General features: G+C 38.7%; 29 protein-coding genes and 1 other annotated feature (1 of these 30 only partly in view). Of the genes, 2 read left to right on the top strand and 27 right to left on the bottom strand.

Going from position 1 to position 23,560, the window contains the following annotated elements:
* Positions 1-174 precede the first annotated feature (174 nt).
* The 7 genes from FC32_RS07095 to rnz form a co-directional block, all read right to left on the bottom strand.
* Positions 175-324 (bottom strand): teichoic acid D-Ala incorporation-associated protein DltX, encoded by a 150-nt coding sequence (locus FC32_RS07095; protein ID WP_025086947.1) that lies wholly within the window; start codon positions 322-324, stop codon positions 175-177.
* A 126-nt stretch (positions 325-450) separates the two neighbouring features.
* A complete protein-coding gene (locus FC32_RS07090) occupies positions 451-1,119 on the bottom strand; it encodes a potassium channel family protein (protein WP_025086948.1) in 669 nt (222 codons plus the stop codon).
* A gap of 59 nt (positions 1,120-1,178) precedes the next feature.
* A complete protein-coding gene (locus FC32_RS07085) occupies positions 1,179-1,697 on the bottom strand; it encodes an adenine phosphoribosyltransferase (RefSeq protein ID WP_025086949.1) in 519 nt (172 codons plus the stop codon).
* Positions 1,698-1,723: 26 nt separating this feature from the next.
* Positions 1,724-4,042 (bottom strand): single-stranded-DNA-specific exonuclease RecJ, encoded by a 2,319-nt coding sequence (gene recJ / locus FC32_RS07080; protein WP_025086950.1) that lies wholly within the window; start codon positions 4,040-4,042, stop codon positions 1,724-1,726.
* Positions 4,043-4,060: 18 nt separating this feature from the next.
* Positions 4,061-4,363, bottom strand: a complete 303-nt coding sequence (locus FC32_RS07075; protein ID WP_025086951.1) for a lipopolysaccharide assembly protein LapA domain-containing protein — start codon at positions 4,361-4,363, stop codon at positions 4,061-4,063.
* Between the two features lie 17 nt (positions 4,364-4,380).
* A complete protein-coding gene (locus FC32_RS07070) occupies positions 4,381-5,190 on the bottom strand; it encodes an SDR family NAD(P)-dependent oxidoreductase (protein WP_025086952.1) in 810 nt (269 codons plus the stop codon).
* The gene (gene rnz / locus FC32_RS07065) at positions 5,190-6,140 is read right to left on the bottom strand and encodes a ribonuclease Z (RefSeq protein ID WP_025086953.1); all 951 of its coding nucleotides are present in this window, start codon (positions 6,138-6,140) and stop codon (positions 5,190-5,192) included. Before rnz ends, FC32_RS07070 begins: the two co-directional genes overlap by 1 nt.
* A gap of 199 nt (positions 6,141-6,339) precedes the next feature.
* Here rnz and FC32_RS07060 point away from each other — a divergent pair, with 199 nt between their 5' ends.
* The gene (locus FC32_RS07060; protein ID WP_025086954.1) at positions 6,340-6,621 is read left to right on the top strand and encodes a hypothetical protein; all 282 of its coding nucleotides are present in this window, start codon (positions 6,340-6,342) and stop codon (positions 6,619-6,621) included.
* Between the two features lie 61 nt (positions 6,622-6,682).
* Here the strand turns inward: FC32_RS07060 and FC32_RS07055 are convergent, their stop codons facing one another.
* The 5 genes from FC32_RS07055 to FC32_RS07035 form a co-directional block, all read right to left on the bottom strand.
* On the bottom strand, positions 6,683-8,575 hold the full coding sequence (locus FC32_RS07055) for an acyltransferase family protein (protein ID WP_056957351.1): 1,893 nt from the start codon (positions 8,573-8,575) through the stop codon (positions 6,683-6,685).
* A 27-nt stretch (positions 8,576-8,602) separates the two neighbouring features.
* The gene (gene obgE / locus FC32_RS07050) at positions 8,603-9,913 is read right to left on the bottom strand and encodes a GTPase ObgE (RefSeq protein ID WP_056957350.1); all 1,311 of its coding nucleotides are present in this window, start codon (positions 9,911-9,913) and stop codon (positions 8,603-8,605) included.
* Positions 9,914-10,098: 185 nt separating this feature from the next.
* The gene (gene uvrC, locus FC32_RS07045) at positions 10,099-11,874 is read right to left on the bottom strand and encodes an excinuclease ABC subunit UvrC (RefSeq protein WP_056957349.1); all 1,776 of its coding nucleotides are present in this window, start codon (positions 11,872-11,874) and stop codon (positions 10,099-10,101) included.
* A gap of 211 nt (positions 11,875-12,085) precedes the next feature.
* Positions 12,086-12,811, bottom strand: a complete 726-nt coding sequence (locus FC32_RS07040) for an amino acid ABC transporter ATP-binding protein (RefSeq protein WP_162150518.1) — start codon at positions 12,809-12,811, stop codon at positions 12,086-12,088.
* Position 12,812: 1 nt separating this feature from the next.
* A complete protein-coding gene (locus FC32_RS07035) occupies positions 12,813-14,282 on the bottom strand; it encodes an ABC transporter substrate-binding protein/permease (protein ID WP_025086956.1) in 1,470 nt (489 codons plus the stop codon).
* Positions 14,283-14,466: 184 nt separating this feature from the next.
* Here FC32_RS07035 and FC32_RS10800 point away from each other — a divergent pair, with 184 nt between their 5' ends.
* Positions 14,467-14,604, top strand: coding sequence for an SPJ_0845 family protein (locus FC32_RS10800; protein ID WP_169816521.1), 138 nt, complete (start codon positions 14,467-14,469; stop codon positions 14,602-14,604).
* A 46-nt stretch (positions 14,605-14,650) separates the two neighbouring features.
* Here FC32_RS10800 and FC32_RS07030 read toward each other — a convergent pair whose 3' ends face one another.
* The 15 genes from FC32_RS07030 to infC form a co-directional block, all read right to left on the bottom strand.
* Positions 14,651-14,950, bottom strand: a complete 300-nt coding sequence (locus FC32_RS07030; RefSeq protein ID WP_025086958.1) for a nucleoside triphosphate pyrophosphohydrolase family protein — start codon at positions 14,948-14,950, stop codon at positions 14,651-14,653.
* Positions 14,951-14,967: 17 nt separating this feature from the next.
* Positions 14,968-15,552: a ribosome biogenesis GTP-binding protein YihA/YsxC gene (yihA, locus tag FC32_RS07025; RefSeq protein ID WP_056957348.1), complete on the bottom strand. Its 585-nt coding sequence runs from the start codon at positions 15,550-15,552 to the stop codon at positions 14,968-14,970.
* A gap of 163 nt (positions 15,553-15,715) precedes the next feature.
* Complete coding sequence (gene rpmF, locus FC32_RS10430; RefSeq protein WP_081780055.1) at positions 15,716-15,892, bottom strand: 50S ribosomal protein L32; 177 nt, start codon at positions 15,890-15,892, stop codon at positions 15,716-15,718.
* Positions 15,893-15,966: 74 nt separating this feature from the next.
* Positions 15,967-16,515, bottom strand: coding sequence for a YceD family protein (locus FC32_RS07020; protein ID WP_025086959.1), 549 nt, complete (start codon positions 16,513-16,515; stop codon positions 15,967-15,969).
* Positions 16,516-16,591: 76 nt separating this feature from the next.
* Positions 16,592-17,740 (bottom strand): nucleotidyltransferase, encoded by a 1,149-nt coding sequence (locus FC32_RS07015; RefSeq protein WP_025086960.1) that lies wholly within the window; start codon positions 17,738-17,740, stop codon positions 16,592-16,594.
* A 14-nt stretch (positions 17,741-17,754) separates the two neighbouring features.
* Positions 17,755-18,489, bottom strand: coding sequence for a class I SAM-dependent DNA methyltransferase (locus FC32_RS07010; RefSeq protein ID WP_056957347.1), 735 nt, complete (start codon positions 18,487-18,489; stop codon positions 17,755-17,757).
* Between the two features lies 1 nt (position 18,490).
* Positions 18,491-18,847, bottom strand: coding sequence for a ribosome silencing factor (gene rsfS / locus FC32_RS07005; RefSeq protein ID WP_025086961.1), 357 nt, complete (start codon positions 18,845-18,847; stop codon positions 18,491-18,493).
* 24 nt (positions 18,848-18,871) lie between these two features.
* Positions 18,872-19,468 carry a bis(5'-nucleosyl)-tetraphosphatase (symmetrical) YqeK gene (gene yqeK, locus FC32_RS07000; RefSeq protein WP_025086962.1) on the bottom strand — a complete coding sequence of 199 codons (597 nt, stop codon included), beginning with the start codon at positions 19,466-19,468 and terminating at the stop codon, positions 18,872-18,874.
* Positions 19,452-20,096, bottom strand: a complete 645-nt coding sequence (locus tag FC32_RS06995; RefSeq protein WP_025086963.1) for a nicotinate-nucleotide adenylyltransferase — start codon at positions 20,094-20,096, stop codon at positions 19,452-19,454. Before FC32_RS06995 ends, yqeK begins: the two co-directional genes overlap by 17 nt.
* A 12-nt stretch (positions 20,097-20,108) precedes the next feature.
* Positions 20,109-20,420 (bottom strand): ribosome assembly RNA-binding protein YhbY, encoded by a 312-nt coding sequence (gene yhbY, locus FC32_RS06990; RefSeq protein WP_025086964.1) that lies wholly within the window; start codon positions 20,418-20,420, stop codon positions 20,109-20,111.
* Between the two features lie 17 nt (positions 20,421-20,437).
* Positions 20,438-21,553 carry a ribosome biogenesis GTPase YqeH gene (gene yqeH / locus FC32_RS06985; RefSeq protein WP_025086965.1) on the bottom strand — a complete coding sequence of 372 codons (1,116 nt, stop codon included), beginning with the start codon at positions 21,551-21,553 and terminating at the stop codon, positions 20,438-20,440.
* Complete coding sequence (locus FC32_RS06980) at positions 21,546-22,079, bottom strand: YqeG family HAD IIIA-type phosphatase (RefSeq protein ID WP_056957346.1); 534 nt, start codon at positions 22,077-22,079, stop codon at positions 21,546-21,548. The genes yqeH and FC32_RS06980 overlap by 8 nt, the downstream gene beginning before the upstream one ends.
* A gap of 130 nt (positions 22,080-22,209) precedes the next feature.
* Entirely contained in the window at positions 22,210-22,569 is a 360-nt protein-coding gene (rplT, locus tag FC32_RS06975) for a 50S ribosomal protein L20 (RefSeq protein WP_056957345.1), read from the bottom strand.
* Between the two features lie 143 nt (positions 22,570-22,712).
* Complete coding sequence (gene rpmI, locus FC32_RS06970) at positions 22,713-22,913, bottom strand: 50S ribosomal protein L35 (RefSeq protein ID WP_004047272.1); 201 nt, start codon at positions 22,911-22,913, stop codon at positions 22,713-22,715.
* A gap of 32 nt (positions 22,914-22,945) precedes the next feature.
* A complete protein-coding gene (gene infC, locus FC32_RS06965; RefSeq protein ID WP_025086966.1) occupies positions 22,946-23,446 on the bottom strand; it encodes a translation initiation factor IF-3 in 501 nt (166 codons plus the stop codon).
* A gap of 45 nt (positions 23,447-23,491) precedes the next feature.
* Positions 23,492-23,560, bottom strand: a sequence feature (ribosomal protein L20 leader region) (it continues 71 nt past the right edge of the window).

Genomic DNA, 23,560 nt, shown 5'->3' with positions numbered 1-23,560 from the left:
CTTTCCTGATTTTACTTAACGTTTGAGCCCTTCTCTAAAACAAATAATGTAAATTTTAAAGAACGGTTTCCCCTAGCCAAAGTTTTACCCTTTAGCCAAAACGTCCCACCTTCCATGTTTTTCTTTCTAAGATAGGCGTAAATTTTGCATTTTTATTTTTAGTACTTATTACAGCTAAAATTCATTATAAATGAAATGTGGCTGGTTTACCCCACTATAGCTATATAAATAGACCAATGCAAACAATACAATAAAATAAAAAATTGTCTTTAAGGTAAACGAAACATAGCTATTCCTTAAAAACATCAGCCATTTTTCTTTCATTTTCATGCCTCCAAACACTCAAGGCCTAATTTCCCTAACGTAGATAATAGTACATAATTTACAGATGCATTACAAGCTTTGCACTATAATTATTTCTTACTATAGATTTAAATAAAAAATAATACATTAACGTGAATTCATTAAATCTTCAAATTGATCGATCGCATCCTTAGGTCCAGCCACTAAAATGCTATCACGTGGTCCTAAAACGTCATCAGCTGCTGGCAGATTCATTTCACTTTTACTGTGTGCGATCGCAATTACATTTAATTTATACTTATCGCGAAAATCCAATTCAGCCAAAGAGCGCCCAAAGAATTTAGGATTAGTTATCAAAATTTCTGCCATCTTGAAGTTTGAATCTAAGTCAAGATAATCGATCATGTTTTTAGAAGTCAAACTGCGCCCGATCCGTACCCCCATATCACGTTCAGGGTGAACGACACGATCAACGCCTAATTTTTCTAAAACTTTAGCGTGATAGCCGTTTTGGGCTTTGGCAGTAACGTATTTTACCCCTTGTTCTTTAACCATTAAAGTCACTAAAATACTAGCTTGAATATCCTCACCGATCGCAATTATCACATGGTCAAAATTTCTGATCCCAAGCGAGCGCAAAACATCTTCATCTTGTGCGTCTGCCACAACGGCTTGGGTTGCGATATCTTTGTAATCATTTACGCGTGCCTCAGCTTTATCAATCGCTAAAACTTCTTGTCCTGCATCAGCCAATGTTTGACAGACACTACCACCAAAACGTCCTAAACCGATCACTGCAAATGTCTGTTTTTCCATCTTATTCACCTCAACTCAAAAAGGGTCAGTCATTTTCATTGACTAAACCCTAAAAGCTTTTAATATTCCATTAAACAGAGTGTATCGTAATCTTTAAGTCGTTCACGTCCATTTAAATCTTTTAATTCAATGATAAAGGCACAGCCGACCACTTCACCACCAAGTTGTTCAACTAAGTCGATAGTTGCGCCGATCGTTCCCCCAGTAGCCAAAAGATCATCTACGATCAAAACTTTTTGCCCTGGTTTAATAGCATCTTTATGCATATAAAGCGCAGAAGTACCATACTCTAATTCGTATTTTGCTTCTACCGTTTCACGCGGTAATTTGCCAGCTTTACGTGCAGGCGCAAAACCAACACCTAATTCATAGGCTACTGGACAGCCCACAATAAAACCACGTGCTTCTGGGCAAGCTACCATTTCAACCCTTTTATCTTTGGCAAATTGGACGATGCGGTCAGTAGCTTGACGATATGCTTCGCCATCAGCCATTAATGGGGTGATATCTCTAAAGATGATTCCTTTTTCTGGATAATCAGGAATGCTTGCGACGTACTTATTTAAATCTAAAGCCATTATTCTTTCTCCTTTTACTCGGTGCATTAACTAAAATGTCCTAACAACCATTGTTGCAATGAATCGTCAGTACTGTACAGCAATGCATCGGCCATCTTTTTTTGTTGGTCACTGACCTGATAGCTCTTTGTATCTTCCAATCGATGTGCTTTAGCACCTGCAACACCGGTCAAAACTCCATTGTCTATTGTAACAAATCCCGCTTCAAAAAACACTTTTAATACTAAGGTGAGTTCTGCTACTGACATTTGTAAACCTTGTGCTACTTGGTTTAAATCTTTTGGTAGCTCGAGCTTCCCTAGCTTAAATATGGTTTTATAGACTTGGGCAAATGTTGCACGAGCTGGAACCGCAAAGTCAGTTTTTTTAGTATAAAAGATGGCAGTAATCTTTTTAAAATCAACTCGCTGTAAAACGAATTCTAATTGTGCTAAATTTTGTGGTAAATCGACCAAAATCAATTCTTCACCTTGCAAAGGCTCTAAGTGACCATCGAAAATAACAACTTGAGCTTTAGCAGGTAAATGAGCTTTGATTTTTTGTGCCAACTGCGGGTTAAAGAAGCCATACGTACTCTCATTTTCAAACATTTCAGTGGTCAATTTTTTAGCTCGACCAAGTTGAATCTGCGGTACATTGTTGGTAGTAGCCGTTGTCAGGTCTTTGATCATCAATTGCACACTGGTCTGACCACGCCATTCATTTTTATCTAGGGCAGCAACAAATTTAAGCGTTGCTAAAGAATTTAAAACTGCAGGAATCTCAGACCCTAGACCAAAATCTAAGGCGGTAAGCTTTTGCTCACTAAGATCTGCTTGCAATTCTAAGCGTAAGTGTTCTTGTTGTTTTCCAATTGCCTTGCCACCAAGCGCATGAAAATCGGTTATTTCAAAAAGTGGCAGTTCATTATCAACTCCAAAAGGTGCTAATTTTTCGAGTGATTCATATAACTGTAAATCGATTTTAGTTGCACTAAGTTGCCCGATGATTGCTAAAGGTGCTTTTTTAGTTACATCAAGTCCTTGATTATTTGCTTCTTCAACTAAAACCGCACGTAGTTGATCCAAGTTATCTGCCCTTAAACTTAGACCACAAGCCATATGATGCCCCCCAAAACTAGTTAACAAGTCGCGGTGACCATCAAGTGCTTTAAACAGATGAAAATCTGCCACCGAGCGCCCAGACCCTTTAGCTATATTATTCGCGCCAATGTTCAAAACTAGCGTCGGACGTCCTGTTTTTTCAACTAAGCGACTTGCTACGATTCCCAAGACACCCTCATGCCAGCCTTCTCCAGCCACGACATTCACCAGTGTTTCTGGTTGTTTAGCAATTTGTGACTCAGCTTGTGCTGTGATCTCTTCGACTAATTTTTGACGTTCAACATTTAACTGCTGAGCTTCTTTAGCCAATTTTTCCGCTAATTCATCATCAAGCGTCGTTAGTAATTCGACCCCACTTTGAGCATGCTGCATCCGCCCGATCGCATTTAACCGTGGTCCGATCAAAAAACCGATCGTATCTGCGGTGATACTTTGTTGCTCGATCCCAGCTAATTCATACAATGCCAGTAGTCCTGGACGTAAAGTATTTTCCAACGCTAACAAGCCAAATTTCACCAACGCACGGTTTTCACCTGTCAGGGAAACTAAATCAGACACAGTCCCAATTGTTGCTAAATCCAACAAATCTTGTGGAATTTCATCTAGTAAGGCAGTTGCGACTTTAAAAGCAACACCCGCCCCAGAGAGTTCCCCAAACGGATAGTTACCTGCCGGATGTCTTGGATGAATGATCGCATAGGCTTCAGGTAGTTTAGGAGGTAGTTCATGGTGATCAGTCACGATCACGTCGATTCCTTTTTGCTTTGCAAACTCTAAAGCTTCAAAGCCAGAAACACCATTATCAACTGTAACGATCAATTCTGTCTGTTCTTCAGTAATCAAACGTTCATAAACATCTTTATTCGGACCATAACCATCTTTAAAACGGTCAGGGATATAATACACCACATTGGCCCCTAACTGTGTTAAAGTTTCGTACATAATAGCCGTACTTGTTAAACCATCGGCGTCATAATCACCATAAATCGTGATCTTTTCACCATTTACGATTGCGGTTTGAATGCGGTCCACCGCTTTTTGCATGTCAAATAGAGCATAGGGATCATGAAAACTTGTGATCGAAGGTTCTAAAAAAGCTCGCGCCTTATCGATCGTATCATATCCACGTGCACATAAAATTTCTGCAACTAACGGCGCAACCCCTAACTCTTTTGTGAGTATTTCACTTGCAGCAGTTTGATTTAACGCTAATTCATGCCACTCATACTTTGCTGAAATCAATCTCTTACCTCCTATATGCTAATTTTGCTTCTTAGTAGCATCTTTAGGGGTAGTTTTTACTGTACGTTTCATCTTTTGATTGGCTTGAAGTTTGTGGTTTAATTGTTTTATTTCACTTCGTTGTTGTAAGATCGTGGTCATTGAAAATAGCACTGCGATCACGACCCCCACTAAAACAGAGACAACTAAGATCACAACTAATGGCATGGTAACTTGAGCAAAACCAAAATTAACGGTTACCGATTGCCCGTTCATCCATGAAAATAACACGATCACTAAAACTAAGACTAAAATTCCTATCAAACTCCATTGTTTTTTCACAACAAAGGCCCCTTTCACTATTTCTTATTGAAAATTCCGCCAGCTAAATAGTCACCTAAACGTGGAAATACTTGATAACCATGATGAGCCCATTCCATATACGAAGGTAAATTAAGCTCACGTTTGTTGGTGCCGATCGCCTTTACGATCTTTTCAGCTACAATTTCAGGATTAAGTGCCATCCACTTAACACTATTTATATAGTCGCCTGTTTCATCAGCAATGTCAAAAAATGCGGTTCTAATTGGGCCTGGATTGACAGTCATTACTGTGATACCTAGAGGCTTTAATTCTAATCTAAGTGAATTTGAATAAGCAATTACAGCTGCCTTAGTTGCAGAATAAACAGAAGCTTTAGGGGTAGCGATCTTACCTGCGATCGAAGCTACATTGATGATCATCCCCCGTTTTCTTTTAGCCATATTCAAGGCTGTGTACTTAGTAACATACATCAAACCCAAAACATTGACCCGAAACATGCTTTCTGCAATATCCATATTGAAATTAAGTGCTTGTTTCATCATGCCAAAGCCTGCATCGTTGATCAAAACATCGATCGGTCCGACATTTGTTTCGATCTCATCGATCACTTTTTCAATTTCAGCTGGTTGGGAAACATCCAATTGATATGCGTATGCTAAACGACCAGAAATAGCACGACAAACAGCCATAACTTTTTCTAGCTTATCTTTACGTCGTGCACATCCCACAACGATCGCACCTTTTTTAGCAGCTTGATACGCAACTTGTTCACCCAAACCTGATGATGCACCTGTGATCAACACAACTCGATTGGTCAAATCTTTTAATTGTTTATAGCCTGTCATTAAAAATCAGAACCTTTCTTTTTAAACGGGATATCGATGACTTCAAAATCTTTTACAACTCGGGTGTTGGCAAAAATACTGCGCGCATCACGCTCTAATTGCGTTGCTAAAGCTCCTACATAGCGCGCTGAAATATGATTTAGCAACAATTGCTTGACTTGTGCTTTTTGGGCAATTTTCGCTGCTTGAATACAGGTTGAATGATAATAATTACGGGCTAAACGAGCCTCACCTTTGCCAAATGTACTTTCATGAACTAAAACATCAGCATTTTTAGCTAAAGTCAAGATTCCTGGTGTTTGGCGCGTATCACCTAAAATCGTAACAACTCGCCCTTTTTGTGGTGCACCGATATAATCTACCCCATGTAAGACACGTCCATCTTCTAGCGTGACCGTTTCACCTGCTTTGATTCGCCCATAGATCGGACCTGACGGAACATGCTCAGCGCGAAGTTTGTCGATCAAAAGTTCGCCAGGGTGATCTTTTTCTTCGATACGATAGCCTAGACACTCAATGCGATGGTCTAAATGACAACAAGACACTTTAAATTTATTATCTTCAAAAACGACTCCATCTTCGGTCAATTCAACAAAGGATAACGGATATGACAGATGGGTCTGTGAAACTTTTAGACTGATCTTCACAAAATCCGCAATCCCCTTTGGTCCATAGATCGTTAAGGGACGAATCTCTTCACCACTTTGAAAAGAGCGGCTACTTAAAAAGCCGGGTAAACCAAAAATATGATCTCCATGTAAATGTGTAATAAAGATCCGCTCCACTTTACGTGGTCTAATGGTCGTTCTTAAAATTTGGTGTTGTGTACCTTCCCCCACGTCAAATAGCCAAACTGCATTTACTTCATCAAGCAATTTGAGAGCAACAGCAGATACGTTACGAAACTTAGCTGGCGATCCAGCACCCGTTCCTAAAAACTCTAATTCCATTTATTTACAAATCCTATTCTAATCGGTCAATGCCGAAGTAGTTTTCTTCATACCTTTATACATTTTATCATCATTTCTTACAGGTGACAAAGGCACCAATAAATAAAATATTTTAAAACTTTTATGTATAACATGCAACTTTTTTTGAGATTAATATGAGATAATGTAAGTACAGTTACTTTTAATTCGAGGTGATTTGATGATCATTAGTGATTTTTTAGTTTTAACTACCGATCTATCTCCTAAATTAAATGTTTTTTTGCAATCTCATGGTGAACTTTTACCAACTGGCGTTATTCGTGTTTTAGATGAACAAGTAATTTTATTACCACTTGCTAAACCCTTTACCTTAGAAAAAGTACGGCAAAACTTAGGCAAAGCACCACATTCTCTTCCGATTTATGCTCTACTTAACGAAGAAAAACGGCTTATTTTTGGATTTAAATTGACTTCTCAAGGTTTAGTGCTTGCGTCTAACTGACAAAAATAGATCCCCTAAATTGGTTTTTCCAATCTTGGGGATCTATTTTTGTTTATGTTAATTAGCTTAGGATCTGTTTAGCAATATATGGGGCATAGTATTGTAAGCCCTCTTTGTTTGGATGGACATTGTCACTGTAAAACCAACTGCTATGATCTTTACTGTAACTATACCAGTCAATAATATGCAAATTACTGTACTTCTTAGCCGAAGCTGCTAGATCGCTATTTACTTGATCTTGCCACCGACGAGTCGGTACATGCACGTTTACCCAATATACTTTTCGTTGTGATCCTAAGATATCCATGATCTGTTGCATTTCTTGTTCTGAGTAAGGACCATTAGTCCCTTCACTGATCAAGACTGTATTAGCTAACTTTCCACTCTGCGACAAACTTTGTAAAATTGGAATAATTTCACGTGGTTGTCGTCCCACTTTAGCATCAATATACATATTAGGGAAAATCTCTTGTAAAGCAGCGGAAGCATCCGCTAAAACTGAATCACCTACTGCCGTGATCTGTAAAGTTTTAGCCGTTTGCAACTGTGCTTCCGTTAATTTTGGAGCGTCGCTAGCAGTCGAACTTGCTGAACTTGCACTTGAGCTAGTTGCAGAAGTTGCTGATGAAGACGTTGCACTCGTAGAACTACTATTTTGAGCAATTTTCTTATTTTGATCAGCGACTTTTTTGTTATTAGCTGTGATTGCCTTTTCCAACGCACTATCGCTACTCGTTGAACTATAAGCTGGTGAGATGATCGCCCCAGTTAAAGCAACCAAAATGATTGTACTTGGCAGTGCTAAATACCAACGCTTTTTTCCAAAATTCGAATCAGGTTTAACGATCTCTTTTAGCGTACTCCAAGTCTTAGAGTAGTCAAAGCGTTGCAACGGAATTTCCAAGAAACGATAGGAAATATCACTGATGATCAAAATCAAGATCACTTCAATGAGCCCATAGAAAAATGGATGATCAGCAACATTTACCTTTCTTTCAAAAAAGACTAACACAGGATATTGGTAAAGATAAATACCATAACTTCTCTTCCCGATCCAAGTAAATACTGGATTGGTCAATAGCCGATTAAGATCAGCTCCGGGATGAGCAACGATCGCTACAAAGACCATTGAAACAACAGAGAAGAAAAACATCCCGCCACGGTAAACTAAAATACTTTCACCAGTCATGTACATAAACATCAGTACTAATAAAAGTAAAGCTCCTAGCCCGATTCCATCAAGGCCTAAACGTAAATTTTTCGGCAACTTCTTTTTCATTGAAGTGCTTGGCCAAACGACCGCCAAAGCCGTGCCTAAAAGAATGGAAAACATGCGTGTATCCGTCCCGTAATAAACGCGTGAAGGATCTTGACCATTATGATACAAAAGAGCCATTAACAAAGCTGAGATGAAGGCTAAAACGACCATCACATCAAAAATTGGTTGCTTTTTCTTTACAAATTTTACTAATAACAAAATTATTATTGGCCAAAGTAAGTAAAACTGCCCTTCGATCGAAAGCGACCAAAGATGAGTAAACGGTGATTGCGAGCCAAATTTATCAAAGTAAGATTCATGATGTGAAACTTGAAACCAATTATAAACATACAAAAAATTGGTAACGATAATCGCTCGAATATTGGTCAATAAGTCACGTGCAAACAAAGTTATATATGCAGTAGTTACTAACACCAGTGCAACTAAGGCAGGGTACAGCCGTTTAACACGCCTAATATAAAAACCTTTGATATCGATCCGCCGATTTTGATTCCACTCTTGAAATAACAAATCGGTGATCAAATATCCAGAAACAACAAAGAAAATCGGTACCCCGAGAAACCCACCTTGAAATTGGTAAGGTGCCAAGTGATACAAAATAACCGCAACAACAGCGATGGTCCTAATACCATCAAACCCAGTGATATACCTACTCTTTTTTAACCTTTTTCCCATTTACCTATTCCTTAATATTGTGTGCTCCTATTCCACAAATTCAAATGTAAAGTTGCCGATACGTACCAAGTCGCCATTTTGAGCACCTCGACTGCGTAATTCTTCGTCAACTCCCATACCTCTCAATTGACGAGCAAAACGCATCATACTTTCTTCATGATCTAAGTTTGTCATCTTAAAGAGTTTTTCTAACTTCTCACCGGAAAGGACCCAAGTAGCATCTGCAGCACGCGTAAGTGTGAATGCTTTTTCTTCGGTCTCTGGGGTAAATTCGTAGAGTTTTTCTTGTTCTTTTTGTTGCTTTTCAGCCATTGTTTCAAAGGCTGGAGTTTGTTCCAGCAAGGCTGCTGTTTTATGCAACAATTCATCTAAACCTTGATGAGTCATCGATGAGATCGGTAAGACCTCAGGTAAGGTAGGTAATGTTTTATCCTTAGCTAATTTTTCTTTGAACTCAGCTAAATTTTTCTCAGCATCTGGCATATCCATCTTAGATGCGACAACGATCTGTGGCCGTTTTAAGAGCTCTGGATCATATTTTTCTAATTCAGCATTGATCTTTAGATAGTCTTCAAACGGGTCACGGCCTTCAGTGCCTGACATGTCTACTAAGTGTAAAATGACCCGCGTTCTTTCAACGTGCCGCAAGAATTGGATCCCTAAACCGACACCTTGGGAAGCCCCTTCGATCAAGCCTGGAAGGTCAGCCATCACGAAATCTTGCCCATCATCTAGACGAACCATACCCAAATTTGGTACTAACGTCGTGAAATGATAATCAGCAATTTTAGGCTTAGCACTAGTTACAACTGAAAGTAACGTAGACTTACCCACGGAAGGAAAACCAACTAAACCAACATCTGCTAAAACTTTTAACTCAAGTTTTAATTCACGTTCGATCCCTGGTTCACCATTTTCAGCGATCTCAGGCGCTGGATTTTTCGCAGATGCAAAGTGGATATTTCCGCGACCACCACGACCGCCTTTAGCTACTACTAGTTCTTCGCCATTTTCAACTAGATCGCCCAAGATCTCGCCAGTTTCATTATCAATAACCGTTGTTCCTTGAGGGACAGAGATATATAGATCTTTAGCACCACGACCGTACATCCCCTTGATCATCCCGTTTTGCCCCGGCTTAGCTTTAAAGATCCGATGGTAGCGAAAATCCATCAGTGTCCGTAAGCCTTCATCAACTTTTAAGATGACGCTACCACCTTTGCCACCGTCACCACCAGCAGGGCCACCATTAGGAACATATTTTTCACGCCGGAATGCAACTGCTCCATCGCCCCCTTTACCTGCTTTAACTTGAATTTTTACTTGATCTACAAACATTTAATTCACCCTTCTAACTTGAACCAACAAACATAATTATTTAGTACTAAAATATGATCTACTTATTTTTAACGAACATACTTAAATTAACAAATTTAAGCTAAAAGCAATAATTATGTTAGTCTTCAATATAACAGTTTTTTTCACTAATCGTCAACTAAGAATCGCTTAATTTTAGCGACTCTTTACTGGTTGTTTAAACTTAATTTGATCGTTTGTGCCACCTTTTTAGAAATACCCTTAGACTGCAATTCTTCAAGCGAAGCATCCGCAATTTTCTTTAGTGAACCATATTCACGCAAAAGTTTGATCCGTGTCTTTGGTCCTACACCGGGGATTCGTTCTAAACGCGAAGAAAGCGAATTTTTCGAGCGTACTTGGCGGTGGAAGCTGATTGCAAAACGATGGACTTCTTCTTGAATCCGATTTAAAAGATAAAAGCCTTCACTTTTTGGATCTAAACCGATTTTTTGCCCTGTTGCCGAAATCAGATCAGCTGTTTTATGGTGATCATTTTTGACCATCCCAGCAACTGGAATCTGGATCCCTAGCTGATTATGCAAGACATCAATGGCAGCATCAACTTGAATCATCGCCCCATCCATTAAGATCAAATCAGGCAAGGGCTTTTTTTCTTTCAACAAGCGACTATAGCGCCGATAGATGACTTCTCTAGTGCTAGCTGCTTCATCAGCGTGATCGACCGTCTGGAGCTTATATTTGCGATACTCATTTTTTTCTGGTCGTCCGTCAATGAACGTGACCATTGCCGATACAAGGTCACTACCTTGAATATGTGAGTGGTCAAAGGCTTCGATTCGATGCCCAGGTGCCATTCCAAGAGCATCAGTCAGTTCTTTCATCGCCCCAGTCGTTTTACGATCATCTAACTCCAAGAGCCTAAATTTTTCTTCTAAGAGTAGTTGAGCATTTTTTTGTGCCATTTCCAATAATTCCCTTTTAGTTCCCCGTTTTGGGGTCTTAACGGGCGTATTTAAAATATCCGCTAAAATTTCTTTATCAATTTCTGCAGGCACTAAGATCTCTTTTGGTAAGATCCGATTTTTCTGATTATAAAATTGTAAAATAAACGAAGCTAGCTCTGCTTCAGGCGTGTCGATACATGGAAATAGCCGTTTTTCTCGTTTCATCAAACGCGCTTGCCGAATGAAAAAGACTTGAATCGAAATCCAGCCTTTATCCATATAAAAAGCAAAGAGATCACGGGGTGTATTATCATTTGAGATAATTTTTTGCCGTTCAACGGTAACTTCAACATAGCGAATTTGATCTCTGATCTCGGCTGCTCGTTCATATTCCATCTCACTAGCAGCTTTTTCCATCTTTTTAGTTAATTCTTTTTTGATCCCGGCAACATTACCACCTAAAAAGGATTTGATCTTCTTAATATTTTTTTGGTATTCTGCTTGATCAACTTCTTTAAAACATGCCCCTAAACACTGCCCCATGTGATAATACAAACAAGGTCTTTTTTGATAACCATGACAACGCCTCAAAGGATAAACTTTTTGGAGCAATTGCATTGTTTCTTGGGCAGCATACACATTAGGATATGGACCAAAGTAATAACCACCATCTTTTCTTACTTGACTGACGATTTTTATTACTGGGTCTTTTTCCTTGGTAATTTTAATGTATGGATAACCAGTACCTCGTTTTAATTTGATGTTATAGTGGGGCTTATGCTTTTGGATCAGCGTGATTTCTAACAAAAAAGCTTCTTTATCAGTCGAAGTAACGATCGTTTCAAAATCATAGATCTCTGAAACAAGCTTTGCTGTCTTACCTTCATGCGAGCTTTTAAAATAAGACCTGACCCGATTTTTTAAATTTTTAGCCTTACCAACATAAATAATCTTGCTATTGATATCTTTCATCAGATAACAGCCTGGTAGATCTGGTAAAAGTTTTAATTTGTTTTCAATATGCTCTGAGGCCATCTTTTCTTGATTCCTTTCCCAACTTCTACCTTAATTATACCGCAAAAATCATCAAAACGTTTGCTCAAAAATTGAACAAATGTTTTGTTTTTATAAAATTTCTTCAGTTCATTGATTTAATACTGATTATAAGATACAAAAAAGACTAACTACGACTTTCACATCATAATTAGTCTTTAACTCTTCTTAGACAGAAAAAATTAATTTATTTTTATAAGACTTTTGCTAAGAAATCTTTAGCCCGTTCAGATTTAGGATGTTCAAAAATTTCTTCTGGCTTACCAATTTCTTGAATATAGCCATCTGCCATAAACCAAACTTCATCAGCCACTTCACGCGCAAAGCCCATTTCGTGAGTTACCACGACCATTGTCATGCCACTATCGGCTAGATCTTGCATAACTTTTAAAACTTCACCGACCATTTCCGGGTCTAAAGCTGAAGTTGGTTCATCAAATAAGATCACTTCTGGATCCATTGCTAAAGCACGTGCAATTGCCACCCGTTGCTTTTGTCCCCCAGAAAGACTATCTGGATATTGATCAGCTTTATCTAATAAGCCAACTCGATCGAGTAATTCTTTGCCCCGTTTTTCCGCTTCTTCTGCGCTCACTTTTTTAACTTTCATTGGAGCCAACTTAATATTTTCAAGAACACTCATATTAGGAAAGAGATTAAACCCTTGGAAAACCATGCCCATTTTTTCCCGTAAAACATTCAATTCTTTTTCAGAAATATGAGCTAAATCTTGACCATCAAAAATGATCTTGCCACTAGTTGGTTGTTCCAACACATTTAAACACCGTAAAAAGGTACTCTTACCTGAACCAGAAGGACCGATCACACAGATAACTTGGCCTTTTTCTACATTTTCAGTAATATCTTTTAAAACTTCATTTTTACCAAAAGTCTTTTTCAAATTCTTGATTTCAAGCATATTATCCATGGTTTAACTTCCTTTCAAATAAGTTGAGCAACTTGGAAAGTCCAAATGTCATTACAAAGTAGATCAACATTGCGATAAAGAGTGGTAGAACCCCTTTATAAGTTGCTGATTGAACCAATTGGGTCTGATACATCAAATCGCTGACCCCAATGATCGAAACGATCGAGCTTTCCTTGATCAATGTTACAAATTCATTTCCTAACGCAGGCCAAATATTCTTCAATGCTTGAGGAATCACAACGTAACGATAGGTTTCTTGTTTACTCATCCCTAATGAACGAGCTGCTTCAGTTTGACCAACTGGAATAGATTCGATCCCAGATCTGATAACTTCTGCAATATAAGCTGCTGAATTAAGCGAAACTGCAATGATCCCTGCGGTAAGTGCTGGTAAGGATTGAATCACCGCCCCGATTCCAAAGTAGACAAACATTACTTGCACCATCAATGGTGTTCCTCTGACAAATTCAATATAGCAAACAGCTACACTGTGAAGCAACTTGCTTTCTGAAAGACGCATCAATGAAAGGAATGTCCCTAAAATAAAACCAAAGAAGACCCCTGCTATCGTGATGATCAAAGTATATTCGATCCCTTTAGCAAAGTAAGTCCAATAACTCCACATAGTATTGTTTTTGGTACTTGTTGACATATATTTAGCTGCTTGGGGGATATATTTCTTGTTGATCAAATCTTGTTTTTTGATCTGTGCGATCGTCTTATTTGCTACTGCAACCAAGGCGGGTGAATTTTTCGCAAAAGCAATCGCTGAGCCATTTTCACCGCTAGATTCAGTAAATCCTGGATCAATTGCAACTAGCTGACTATTATTAGCTGCATAAGCTTTAGCTGTTGGTTCTTCCATTACGATCCCGTTAACTTTACCTGATTGAAGGGCGATCACAAGGTCACTTAACTTTGAAAGGCCCTTTAAAGTACTACTTGATAATTGCTCTTGGACTAATTCATATTGGATCGAACCTTTTTGGGCACCGACCGTAGCATTTTTAAAATCAGATAATGTTTTATACTTGCTGGCATCTTTTTTATTGATCAGCATATATTGCTTACCAGTGTAGTAAATATTTGAGAAATCAACACTCTTTTTTCGTTCATCGGTTGGACTCATCGCAGAAATAATTGCATCAACTTTATGTGACTCTAAGGCTACCAATAATGAATCAAATGACATGTTTTTGATCTCAAGTTTAACACCTAAATTTTTCGCCAATTGTTTAGCGATCTCAATATCGATCCCAACATATTTTGTTTGCCCGTTTTCTTTAACGGTAAATTCATATGGTGGGTAATCAGCGCTAGTTCCGACAACTAATTTACCACTTTTTTTGATCTGTTCCACTGAATTATCAGTCGAATCCGCTTTAACGCTTACCTGTTCAATGGAAAAGAACACTGCAAACATTAAAGTGCAGACCAAAAATAATCTCTTTAATTTGCTCATGCCTAATAACTCCTTTGTTTAATGTTTTTTAATAATTTATGAATATTATACCCGGTAAAGATTATTTATGCAATATTTATTTATCAAATTTATTTTTATACAGTTTATCTTGAATATATTCTATTTGAAAAAACACTTTATAACTGGTATTCTAAGGATAAATTCAAGAAAGTAGGGATTAACCATGGGTCTAAAAATCAATCAAACGACCGATCTTGATGATCTTTTCAGTAAATTTGCAATTGAGCCCAACAAAAAAAGCAAAGAAGAAGAAAAATCTGATCCTAAAAAAGAAGATAAAGATAAGAAAAAAGGCAAATAATTTTGGATAATAAAAAAGGGAGCGCTTCGTACGTTCCTTTTTTATACTATGCATTAGGTGTAAAACCATTTGGATAGCGACGGTTTAACGTATCAATATTATCTTTTGCTACTTCATCAAATGGAATGTCCGCCCATTGAGCGATTTGCGAAAGATACCACAAAACATCGCCCATTTCGGTGATCAACTTTTGCCGGTCAAGATCTTTGCCCTTAAAAGTATAATCTTTAACTAAATCGATCAATTGTCCACTTTCACCTGCTAGACCAAGGGCACAATTGGTCAAAACTTGTTCATTTCCATATAAAGTACGGTTAGCTGCTTGTTGATACTCGTTAAATTCCATCTAGATGTTCCCCCTAATTAATTAGTATGTTTTTCGATCCACTCCCAGACCTGATCCTTGCCCGTTTTTGTGACAGCAGAAAAGAGCACCACTTCATCTTCAGGATATAGTTTTAATTTCTTGCGAATGATACTCTCACTCTTATTCCACTTACCACGGGCAATTTTATCGATCTTAGTACCAACGACTAAAATCGGTAAATTATAATAATGTAAAAACTCGATCATTTGGCAATCAAGTTCAGTTGGCTCATGACGCGCATCGACAAGCGAGATCACACCCCTAAGCTCTGAGCGAGTTTCAAAATATTTTTCGATCATTTTGCCCCACTTCTCACGGTCTTTTTTAGAAACTTTAGCATAACCGTAACCTGGAACGTCGACAAAATATAGCTCATCTTCAATATTATAAAAATTAAGCGTCTGTGTCTTCCCTGGTTGGCTTGATGTTCGGGCATAATTTTTACGGTTGATCAAAGTATTTATCAAGGATGACTTTCCCACATTAGAACGACCCGACAAAGCAATTTCAGGATAGCCTTCAGCAGGATATTGGGCTGGATCGACCGCACTGATCGTTAATTCAACATTATGGACGTCCATAAAAAAACCTCCGTTAATCATTTAAATTTAATTCTACCATAGATTTCTCTTTTAGTGTGCTTTTGCCTTTCAATAAAGAAACGCCCCACGATCCGCAGATCGGGGGCGTACTTTCAAGCAAAAACTAATAGGGCCATGGTCCCATATCAGTAATTAACTTGCATTATTTAGTTTTTACAACTTCTTTGTCACCGTAGAAACCGCAAGATGGGCAAACATGGTGTGACTTTCTCAATTCACCACAGTTAGGGCAAGCGCTCATGCCAGGTACTGACAATTTGTAGTGTGTACGACGTAATCTCTTACGTGTCTTAGATGTTTTACGTGCTGGTACAGCCATCGAGAAACACCTCCTTTAAAATTTTGAAAATATTCAACAAAAAGAATTTTACTTGTTATTCATCACTTTTGCAACTAATCTTGCGAATTTTTGAAAAAATCCTGCAATTTTGCTAAACGTGGATCAATCCCATTTTCATCTTTTTGCATCTTCTTTAACTGGCCTTCACTGACGACATTCCAATCGCCACCTTCGGGCATTGTAGCTTCATCTTGTTGCTCAGCATCAGTTAAAACCTGCATCGGAATTTGTAACAAAATATTGTCTTCGATCACGCTGTTTAAGTCTAAAATATCATTTTCTAAAACGATCACAACATCTGTATCCTCAAAACGTGATAAATCGCGCTCATGATAGCTGACATAATGTTCTGTAAAATCAAAGTTTAAATCTAACTCAGCCGGTTCAAGTGAACGCGACGACGGTAAGACGATCTTTACTTTAACTTTGGCATAGCCTAAGACACCTAATTCGTCGACCGAAAAGATGCCTTTGACTAAAACATCGGATACATCCAAAATATCTGGACGCCGTTGTTTCAAAGATTCTTTAAGATCTAAAGTTTCTTCAAACATCAACGGTTCATCAGCAGTTTGGCGCAATTCATTTAATGACCATTTCATGCTATATTCCTCCTAATGCAACAAAATTGATTATACTTGCTTTAAAAAGCTTTGTCAATGCTTTTTCCTTGACACCCTACGAGAAAATGCGTATTGGCGCCCTTTTTAAGTCCTGCTCGAACATATTTTGTAACTGATATATTTTTCCTGCACGATAATCAACGCGATATGCTTTATTCTTATCATCTTGTGAAACTTTAGCGATCAATTCGCAAGTACTTGTTTTTTTCGCTTGGCGCAAAACTTCTTGGCCAGCTTGATCAAACCCTAAGATCCGTAAATAAGGTTGCTCATTATACTCCGCCACTTCTTTAGGCGTTAAATTGAGTAAAATTGCACAAGCTAACCGGGAAAGACGTGTATACGTAAAACGTTTAGTCTTCACCGCTTTGAGCCATTCATCAAATGTCACTGTGGGCTTAGCTCGTTCTAATTGATCTTTTAATCGGTACTCAATTCCTTCTGCCATCCCGTAAATATTTTGCAATTCTTCTGGTGATGATGCTAAGAGCTTATATTTTAAATACGGGAAAAAATCATCCCAATACAATAATTTTTGGGTACGTAGAGCTTGAGCACTTTCTTGGGGCAAATACTGTGTCAAAGTTGCACGTTCGCCCTTAGCGTAATGGCTTCTGATCGCTGAAGCACTGGCGATCGTCCCTTTTTTTAGGATCAGATCATGATAACCCGCTTGTTTACGTTGGATCGGGTGAAGCTTTAACGGTTCACCTAAATTTAGGTTAGCTTTAGCATAAGCCAAGCCCAACAAATCATTGGGACTATCGACTGGGTGGCCGATTTTTTCAGTCACAGCCTTTTGAAAAGTAGCTGCATAAGATTCATTATATGTCTTAAACTCGCCATGGGCTTCTTTGACTAAACGTGCAAATTTTGCAAAATCATATTCAGCGTGTTCTGCGCCAAAAAATAAATCACTCACCCCTAAAGAGGCTAAAATTTGTACACCATTAAAGGCAAAACGATCAGCTGGTTGCACACAAGCACTGACCGGCATTTCCACGACTAGATCAGCACCATTTTGCAAGGCCAACTTTGCTCTGGTCCATTTATCTAGACATGCCGGTTCTCCGCGTTGCAAGAAATTACCACTCATCGCAACTACGATCGGTGTGTCAGGCATAGCTTCTTTGACCGCTTTTATTTGATATAAATGCCCGTTATGAAATGGATTATATTCTGCAATGATTCCTGCTACTGGCATCGTGATCTCCTACCTTACTTTTGACAACTAAAGAACCAACGCGTCGTTTTCTCATCAGGAACCGCTTTGCCAAAATCGGCACTGACTTGAATATTTTTAAAACCTGCTTTTGCTAGTAATGCTAAATATTTTTCCAGCTCATAGGTGCGTTCATGATGGACCTCACTGACCCGTTCATAACTTTGCAAGGTTTCATTCCACACAAAAAATGTGAGCTCATGAACAGCGCTATGTTCAAAATCATCGGCAAAACTTGACCAAATAAAGGCTTGGGTTTCATCCGTATAGTTATACATATACCCTGGATAGATCTCATCTGTTTGATAAGGCGTGATCACATCAAAGATAAACTTGCCATCAGCTTCTAAATGGTTATAAACCTCATTAAAAGCTTGCAAAAGTTGGGCTTCATCTTTTAAATAACAAAAGGAATCGGCAAAACACGTAATGGCACTAAAAGTTGCCAGTTCTGAAAGATCAAGCATATTACCTTGCATAAATGCAAGCTCCAAGTTAGCTTCACGCGCGTGCATTTCAGCTAGTGAGAGCATTTCTTCTGATAAATCGACCCCACTAACTCGGTAACCCGCTTTAGCCATCATGACGGCTAAACGCCCTGCCCCACAGGCTAAATCTAAAACTTCACCTTCTGTTGGGTCAAGCTCTTGGTTCACAAATTCAAGCCATTGATCATACATTGTTGGATCCATCAACTCATCATAGAGCTTGGCAAAACTTGAATAAATCATCTTAATCTTTGACCCAAGCGCTGATATCAACTAGTGGTGCATCAGACCATAATTTTTCTAAGTTGTAAAATTGGCGTGTTTCTTCTTTAAAGACATGAACGATCACATCACCTAGATCTAATAAGATCCAGTTAGCGCCATCTTTACCTTCAACACTCTTGATATCTTGGTGTGTTTCATGCATTTTTTCAACGATTGCTTCGGTGATCGCCTTAACTTGACGTTCAGAACCACCTTGCATGATCACAAAGTAATCAGCTAATAAGCTGACATTTTCGACGTCTAAAGCTACAATTTCTTCAGCCCGCTTGCTGTCAGCAGCTTTTACAACTAATTCTAATAATTCTTGACTATTCATTAAATTTCTCCTTCGTACTGTGTTTTATTTAGCAACGTAAGCATTATACGTTAAGATTGCAGCGGGATAAATCGTTTTATTGCCATTTAATAAATAAAGTAAGGTGTGTTTTGTCTCAAAGGAAACGGCTGCAGTTAGGTCTTTAGCAGCAATTTCACGTGCTTCTGATACCCCCGGAAAATCACGTCCAGCTTCAATAAAATCAGCAACATAAACGATTTGATCCAGAGTCGACATTTGTGGTGCCCCCACGGTATGATGACGCACCGCATTTAAAATCGTGTCATCGGTGATCTTCAATTCATCTTTAATGATCTCTGCACCCACGACTCCATGCCAAATAAAATTGTTCCAATTCAATAGATCGGGAGCAAGTCCCTTTGCTTTGATCACGTTACAAAATTCTTCGGCGCTGCGCTCTTTTGCATAATCATGAACTAAGGCTGCCACACTAGCTGCTTCGACGTCAAAGTTATTAGCTTTAGCAAGTTCAATAGCAGCTTGTTCGACCCCTAAAATATGGTCAAAGCGTTTTTGACTTACTTGTGCTTTAACTTTGGCAACTAATTCTTCGCGTGTGCCTGGGTAATAATGCTTTTGATATTCAACTGTTTGTGTCATGATAGAGACCTTCTTGTTTGATATATTTTTCAACTTCGGTAGTTACTAAATATTTGATCGATTTTTGTTGGGCGATCTTGTCACGAATCATTGATGAGCTAATATCGATTCGCGGAACATCGACCCAAATAAGCGGATAATCACTCTTTTTTTCATAACCTTTTCGCTCAACACTGACAAATTGGATCATGTGAACTAGTTCATCGATCTTATACCATTTAGGTAAATAATCGACCATATCACCACCGATGATAAAATAAAAATCAGTGTGCGGATAAAGTTCCTTTAGCTCTTTGACCGTATCATAGGTATAACTGATCCCACCACGTTTGATCTCAAGATCTTCTAGTTGAAATTTTTCTTCGTTAGCGATGCTTAACTCAACCATTTTTAGCCGATATTCCGGTGCGATCGCACTTTTTTTATCAACGTGTGGTGGTAAGTTATCAGGCATAAATAAGACTTTATCAAGATCAAGCTGTTCTTGAACTTGTTTAGCCATGATCAAATGCCCTAAATGAGGCGGATTAAAGGTGCCCCCCATGATCCCGATCCTTTTTTTCGGTGCGTTCTCTAAGGGTTCGACTTGAACTTTAGGAGCGATCGTTGTTACTTGAGTCGTGCTCATGAGTACTTACCTCTATAATTTGGCTACTTCAAGTGAGTAGGAACGATTATCTTTCTTGTTAGCTTGTTTAAAGAGCACTAACACATGCCCGATTTTTTGAACTACTTGAATATCAGTATTTTCTTCGATAAAAGCGATCACTTCTTCATCTTCAACTAAAGCGTTTTGCAAAATATTAACTTTAAACAATTCACGCTTTTCGATGGCATCTTCGATTTGTGCTAACCAATTTGCACTTAAGCCTTCTTTTCCAACTTGAAATAATGGGCGCATATCATGTGCTTGTGCACGTAAATAACGTTTTTGTTTACCCTTTAATTGCATACTAAAATAAATCCTCTCTAAATCATTGCTCTTCTTAAAATAACGGCAACACCTTCTGGCGCCCAGCCAGCAACGATGCTATTAGCCTTGACCGTGACCCAACCAAGTCCGGCAAAAACAAGATCACTTTTTTCAGTTGTCTTGAACTCAAAGCGGACTAGCTTAGGAAAGTCTTTCATTTCAGCTTCAGTTGGTGGTGTCAATAATGTTCCTGCGTGTTTAGCGTAAAATTCGCTGGCCTTTTGCGTCTTAGTCCGGTGTGTCATTAAATTATTGTCCATATAAACTACAACGCCTTGTTTACCACCTGAAATATAGTCAAAACGCGCCAAAGCCCCAAAGAATAGGGTCTGACCTTCATTTAATTGATAAACTTTAGGCTTGATCTCTTTTTGAGGTGCAGCTAAACGTAATTCTTTTGGTGATAAATAGTGTGCCATTTGATGCTTATGAATGATCCCTGGAGTGTCGATCAAGTAATGTCCGTCACCAAAAGGGATTTCGATACGATCAAGCGTGGTTCCTGGGAAACGCGACGTTGTGATCAAATCTTTTTCACCGGTAGTTTCGTTGATGATGCGGTTGATCAAGGTCGACTTACCAACGTTTGTTACCCCTACGACATAAACATCGCGCCCTTCACGGTACTTATCGATCAATTCCAAGAGAGCTTCTAGATCTTTACCGCTCTTAGCACTTGTCAAAGCTACATCAACTGGACGAAGCCCTTGTTTGTTGGCTTCTTGGCGCATCCAATCTTTGATTTTCGTCCGTTTCAAAGAATGAGGTAAAAGATCTTCTTTATTACCTACTAAAAGCACGGGATTATTGCCTACAAAACGGTGTAACCCTGGAATCAAAGAACCATTAAAATCAAAGATATCGACCACATTAACGATCAAAGCGTCAGTTTGGCCGATTTGATTTAATAAACGCAAGAAATCATCATCAGTCAAAGAAACATCGGCTACTTCGTTGTAGTGACGTAATCTAAAGCAACGTTGACAATAGAGTTCGTTATTTTCTAAGCCCTTTTGGATCGCTGCTTTGGGTGTATAACCAGGTTGGCTCTTGTCATCTGGTTGAATCTTAGCCCCACAGCCAATACAATATAGTTCTTCATTTTCAGTCATCTAATGTGTGCCCCCATTTTGTACTAAATCGATTATTTTTGATCAAATATTGCTTGATCTGTTTTTCAAAGAAACGATTGATCTTAGTATTCCAAGCATCAGAATCAACTAATGGCTTAACTAAAATACTTCTGATCCCAGCATTATTAGCTGCCATCACATCAGTCATCAACTGATCTCCTACTAAAACAGCCTCAGATTTTTCTAAATCGTAGCGTTTTAAAGCTTCGTTGATCCCCCGAGTTAATGGTTTTAAGGCACGGGAAACAAATGGCAAGGGAAGATCTTTTAAAGCACGTTTTATCCGTTCATGCTTATTATTAGACACAACAACTACTGGGATCTTTGCTTCTTTCATCTTTTGCAACCAAGCACGTAATTGCGGCGTGCCACTTGGGTTATCCCAGGCAATCAAAGTATTATCGAGATCCGTTAAGACCACTTTAATACCTTTTTCTTTTAATTCGGTCGGGGAAAGGTCATAAATCGATTCGACCATCCATGTCGGCTCAAATCTTTTAAACAATATATTTTCTCCTTCAAATCTTAGTCTCTAACTACCATTATATGCTAGTAAAAGCATATTTAGCAAAAATTTATTCTATGAAAGAAAAAGCCGAGACAAGTGCTGTCCCGGCCTTTTCATACATGACAAATTATTTTGCCAAAGCTTTCTTAGCTTCATCAACAAGAGCTGTGAAAGCAGCTGCATCGCTGATTGCAAGTTCTGCTAACATCTTACGGTTAACATCAATGTTAGCTAATTTCAAACCGTGCATCAACTTGCTGTAGCTGATATCGTTCATACGAGCTGCTGCGTTGATACGAGCAATCCATAATTTACGGAAGTTTGATTTTGTCTTACGACGATCGCGGAATGCGTATTGGTAAGACTTCATAACTTGTTGCTTAGCTACCTTAAATTGGATATGCTTTGAACCGCGGTATCCTTTAGCTAATTTAATCATTTTTTTACGGCGTTGACGCGTAACTGTTCCACCTTTAACACGTGGCATGGTTAATTCCTCCTTAAACTTAGCCCGACGTTATGCGGGACTCACAAAACTGATCTGTGCGCTGAAAAAACGATTCAACAATCGTCATCGCAAAGCACAATTATGCAATGTTAAATTGCAACCGAGTAATAGAATCTCAATAATTATTTCATTTGAGAAAGCATTTGCTTGATACGTTTCATATCTGAAGCAGATACCATAGCTGGTTTACGCAATTGACGGCGTTGTTTCTTTGTCTTGCCGTGGAAACGGTGAGATGTGAAAGCGTGAGCACGCTTCAAACCACCATTTCCTGTACGCTTAAAGCGTTTTGCTGATGCGCGGTGTGTTTTTTGTTTTGGCATAATACTGTACTCCTCCTAAATAAACTATCAGCCTATTTTTCGGCTTTAGGCGCAAGCATTAAGAACATGCTGCGTCCATCCATTTTTGCTTTAGATTCGACTGTCGCAACATCATCTGTTTCTGCAGCAAATCTATCAAGAACTTCGCGTCCGATCTCTTTATGTGTGATCGCACGACCCTTGAAACGAATCGAGACCTTAACTTTATCACCTTTACCTAAGAACTTACGAGCATTCTTAACTTTAGTGTTAAAGTCGTTTGTATCGATCGTTGGGCTCAAACGAACTTCTTTAACGTTGATCACTTTTTGCTTTTTACGAGCTTCACGCTGTTTCTTCTGCAACTCAAAACGATACTTCCCATAATCCATGATCTTGGCAACAGGTGGTTTTGCTTTAGGTGCTACCAAAACAAGGTCTAAGTTAGCTTGCTCTGCCAACTTCAAAGCTTCTTGCTTAGATTTGACCCCCAACTGGGAACCATCATCAGCAATCAAGCGTAACTCACGTGCGCGAATGCCTTCGTTTACCATCTTATCAACTGCTATGGCGTTTCACCTCCAAAAAATTTCAGAGAAAATGCAGAAAAAATGCGGGTATCTCATAAAAATTTACAAGACACCCGCACAGATCCGTTTTTATCGGAA

It is taken from the genome of Ligilactobacillus apodemi DSM 16634 = JCM 16172 (assembly GCF_001434405.1).
GTDB classification, from domain to species: Bacteria; Bacillota; Bacilli; order Lactobacillales; family Lactobacillaceae; genus Ligilactobacillus; species Ligilactobacillus apodemi.
Note: the sequence above shows the minus strand (reverse complement) of the source record. Positions and strands in the feature narration are given on the sequence as shown.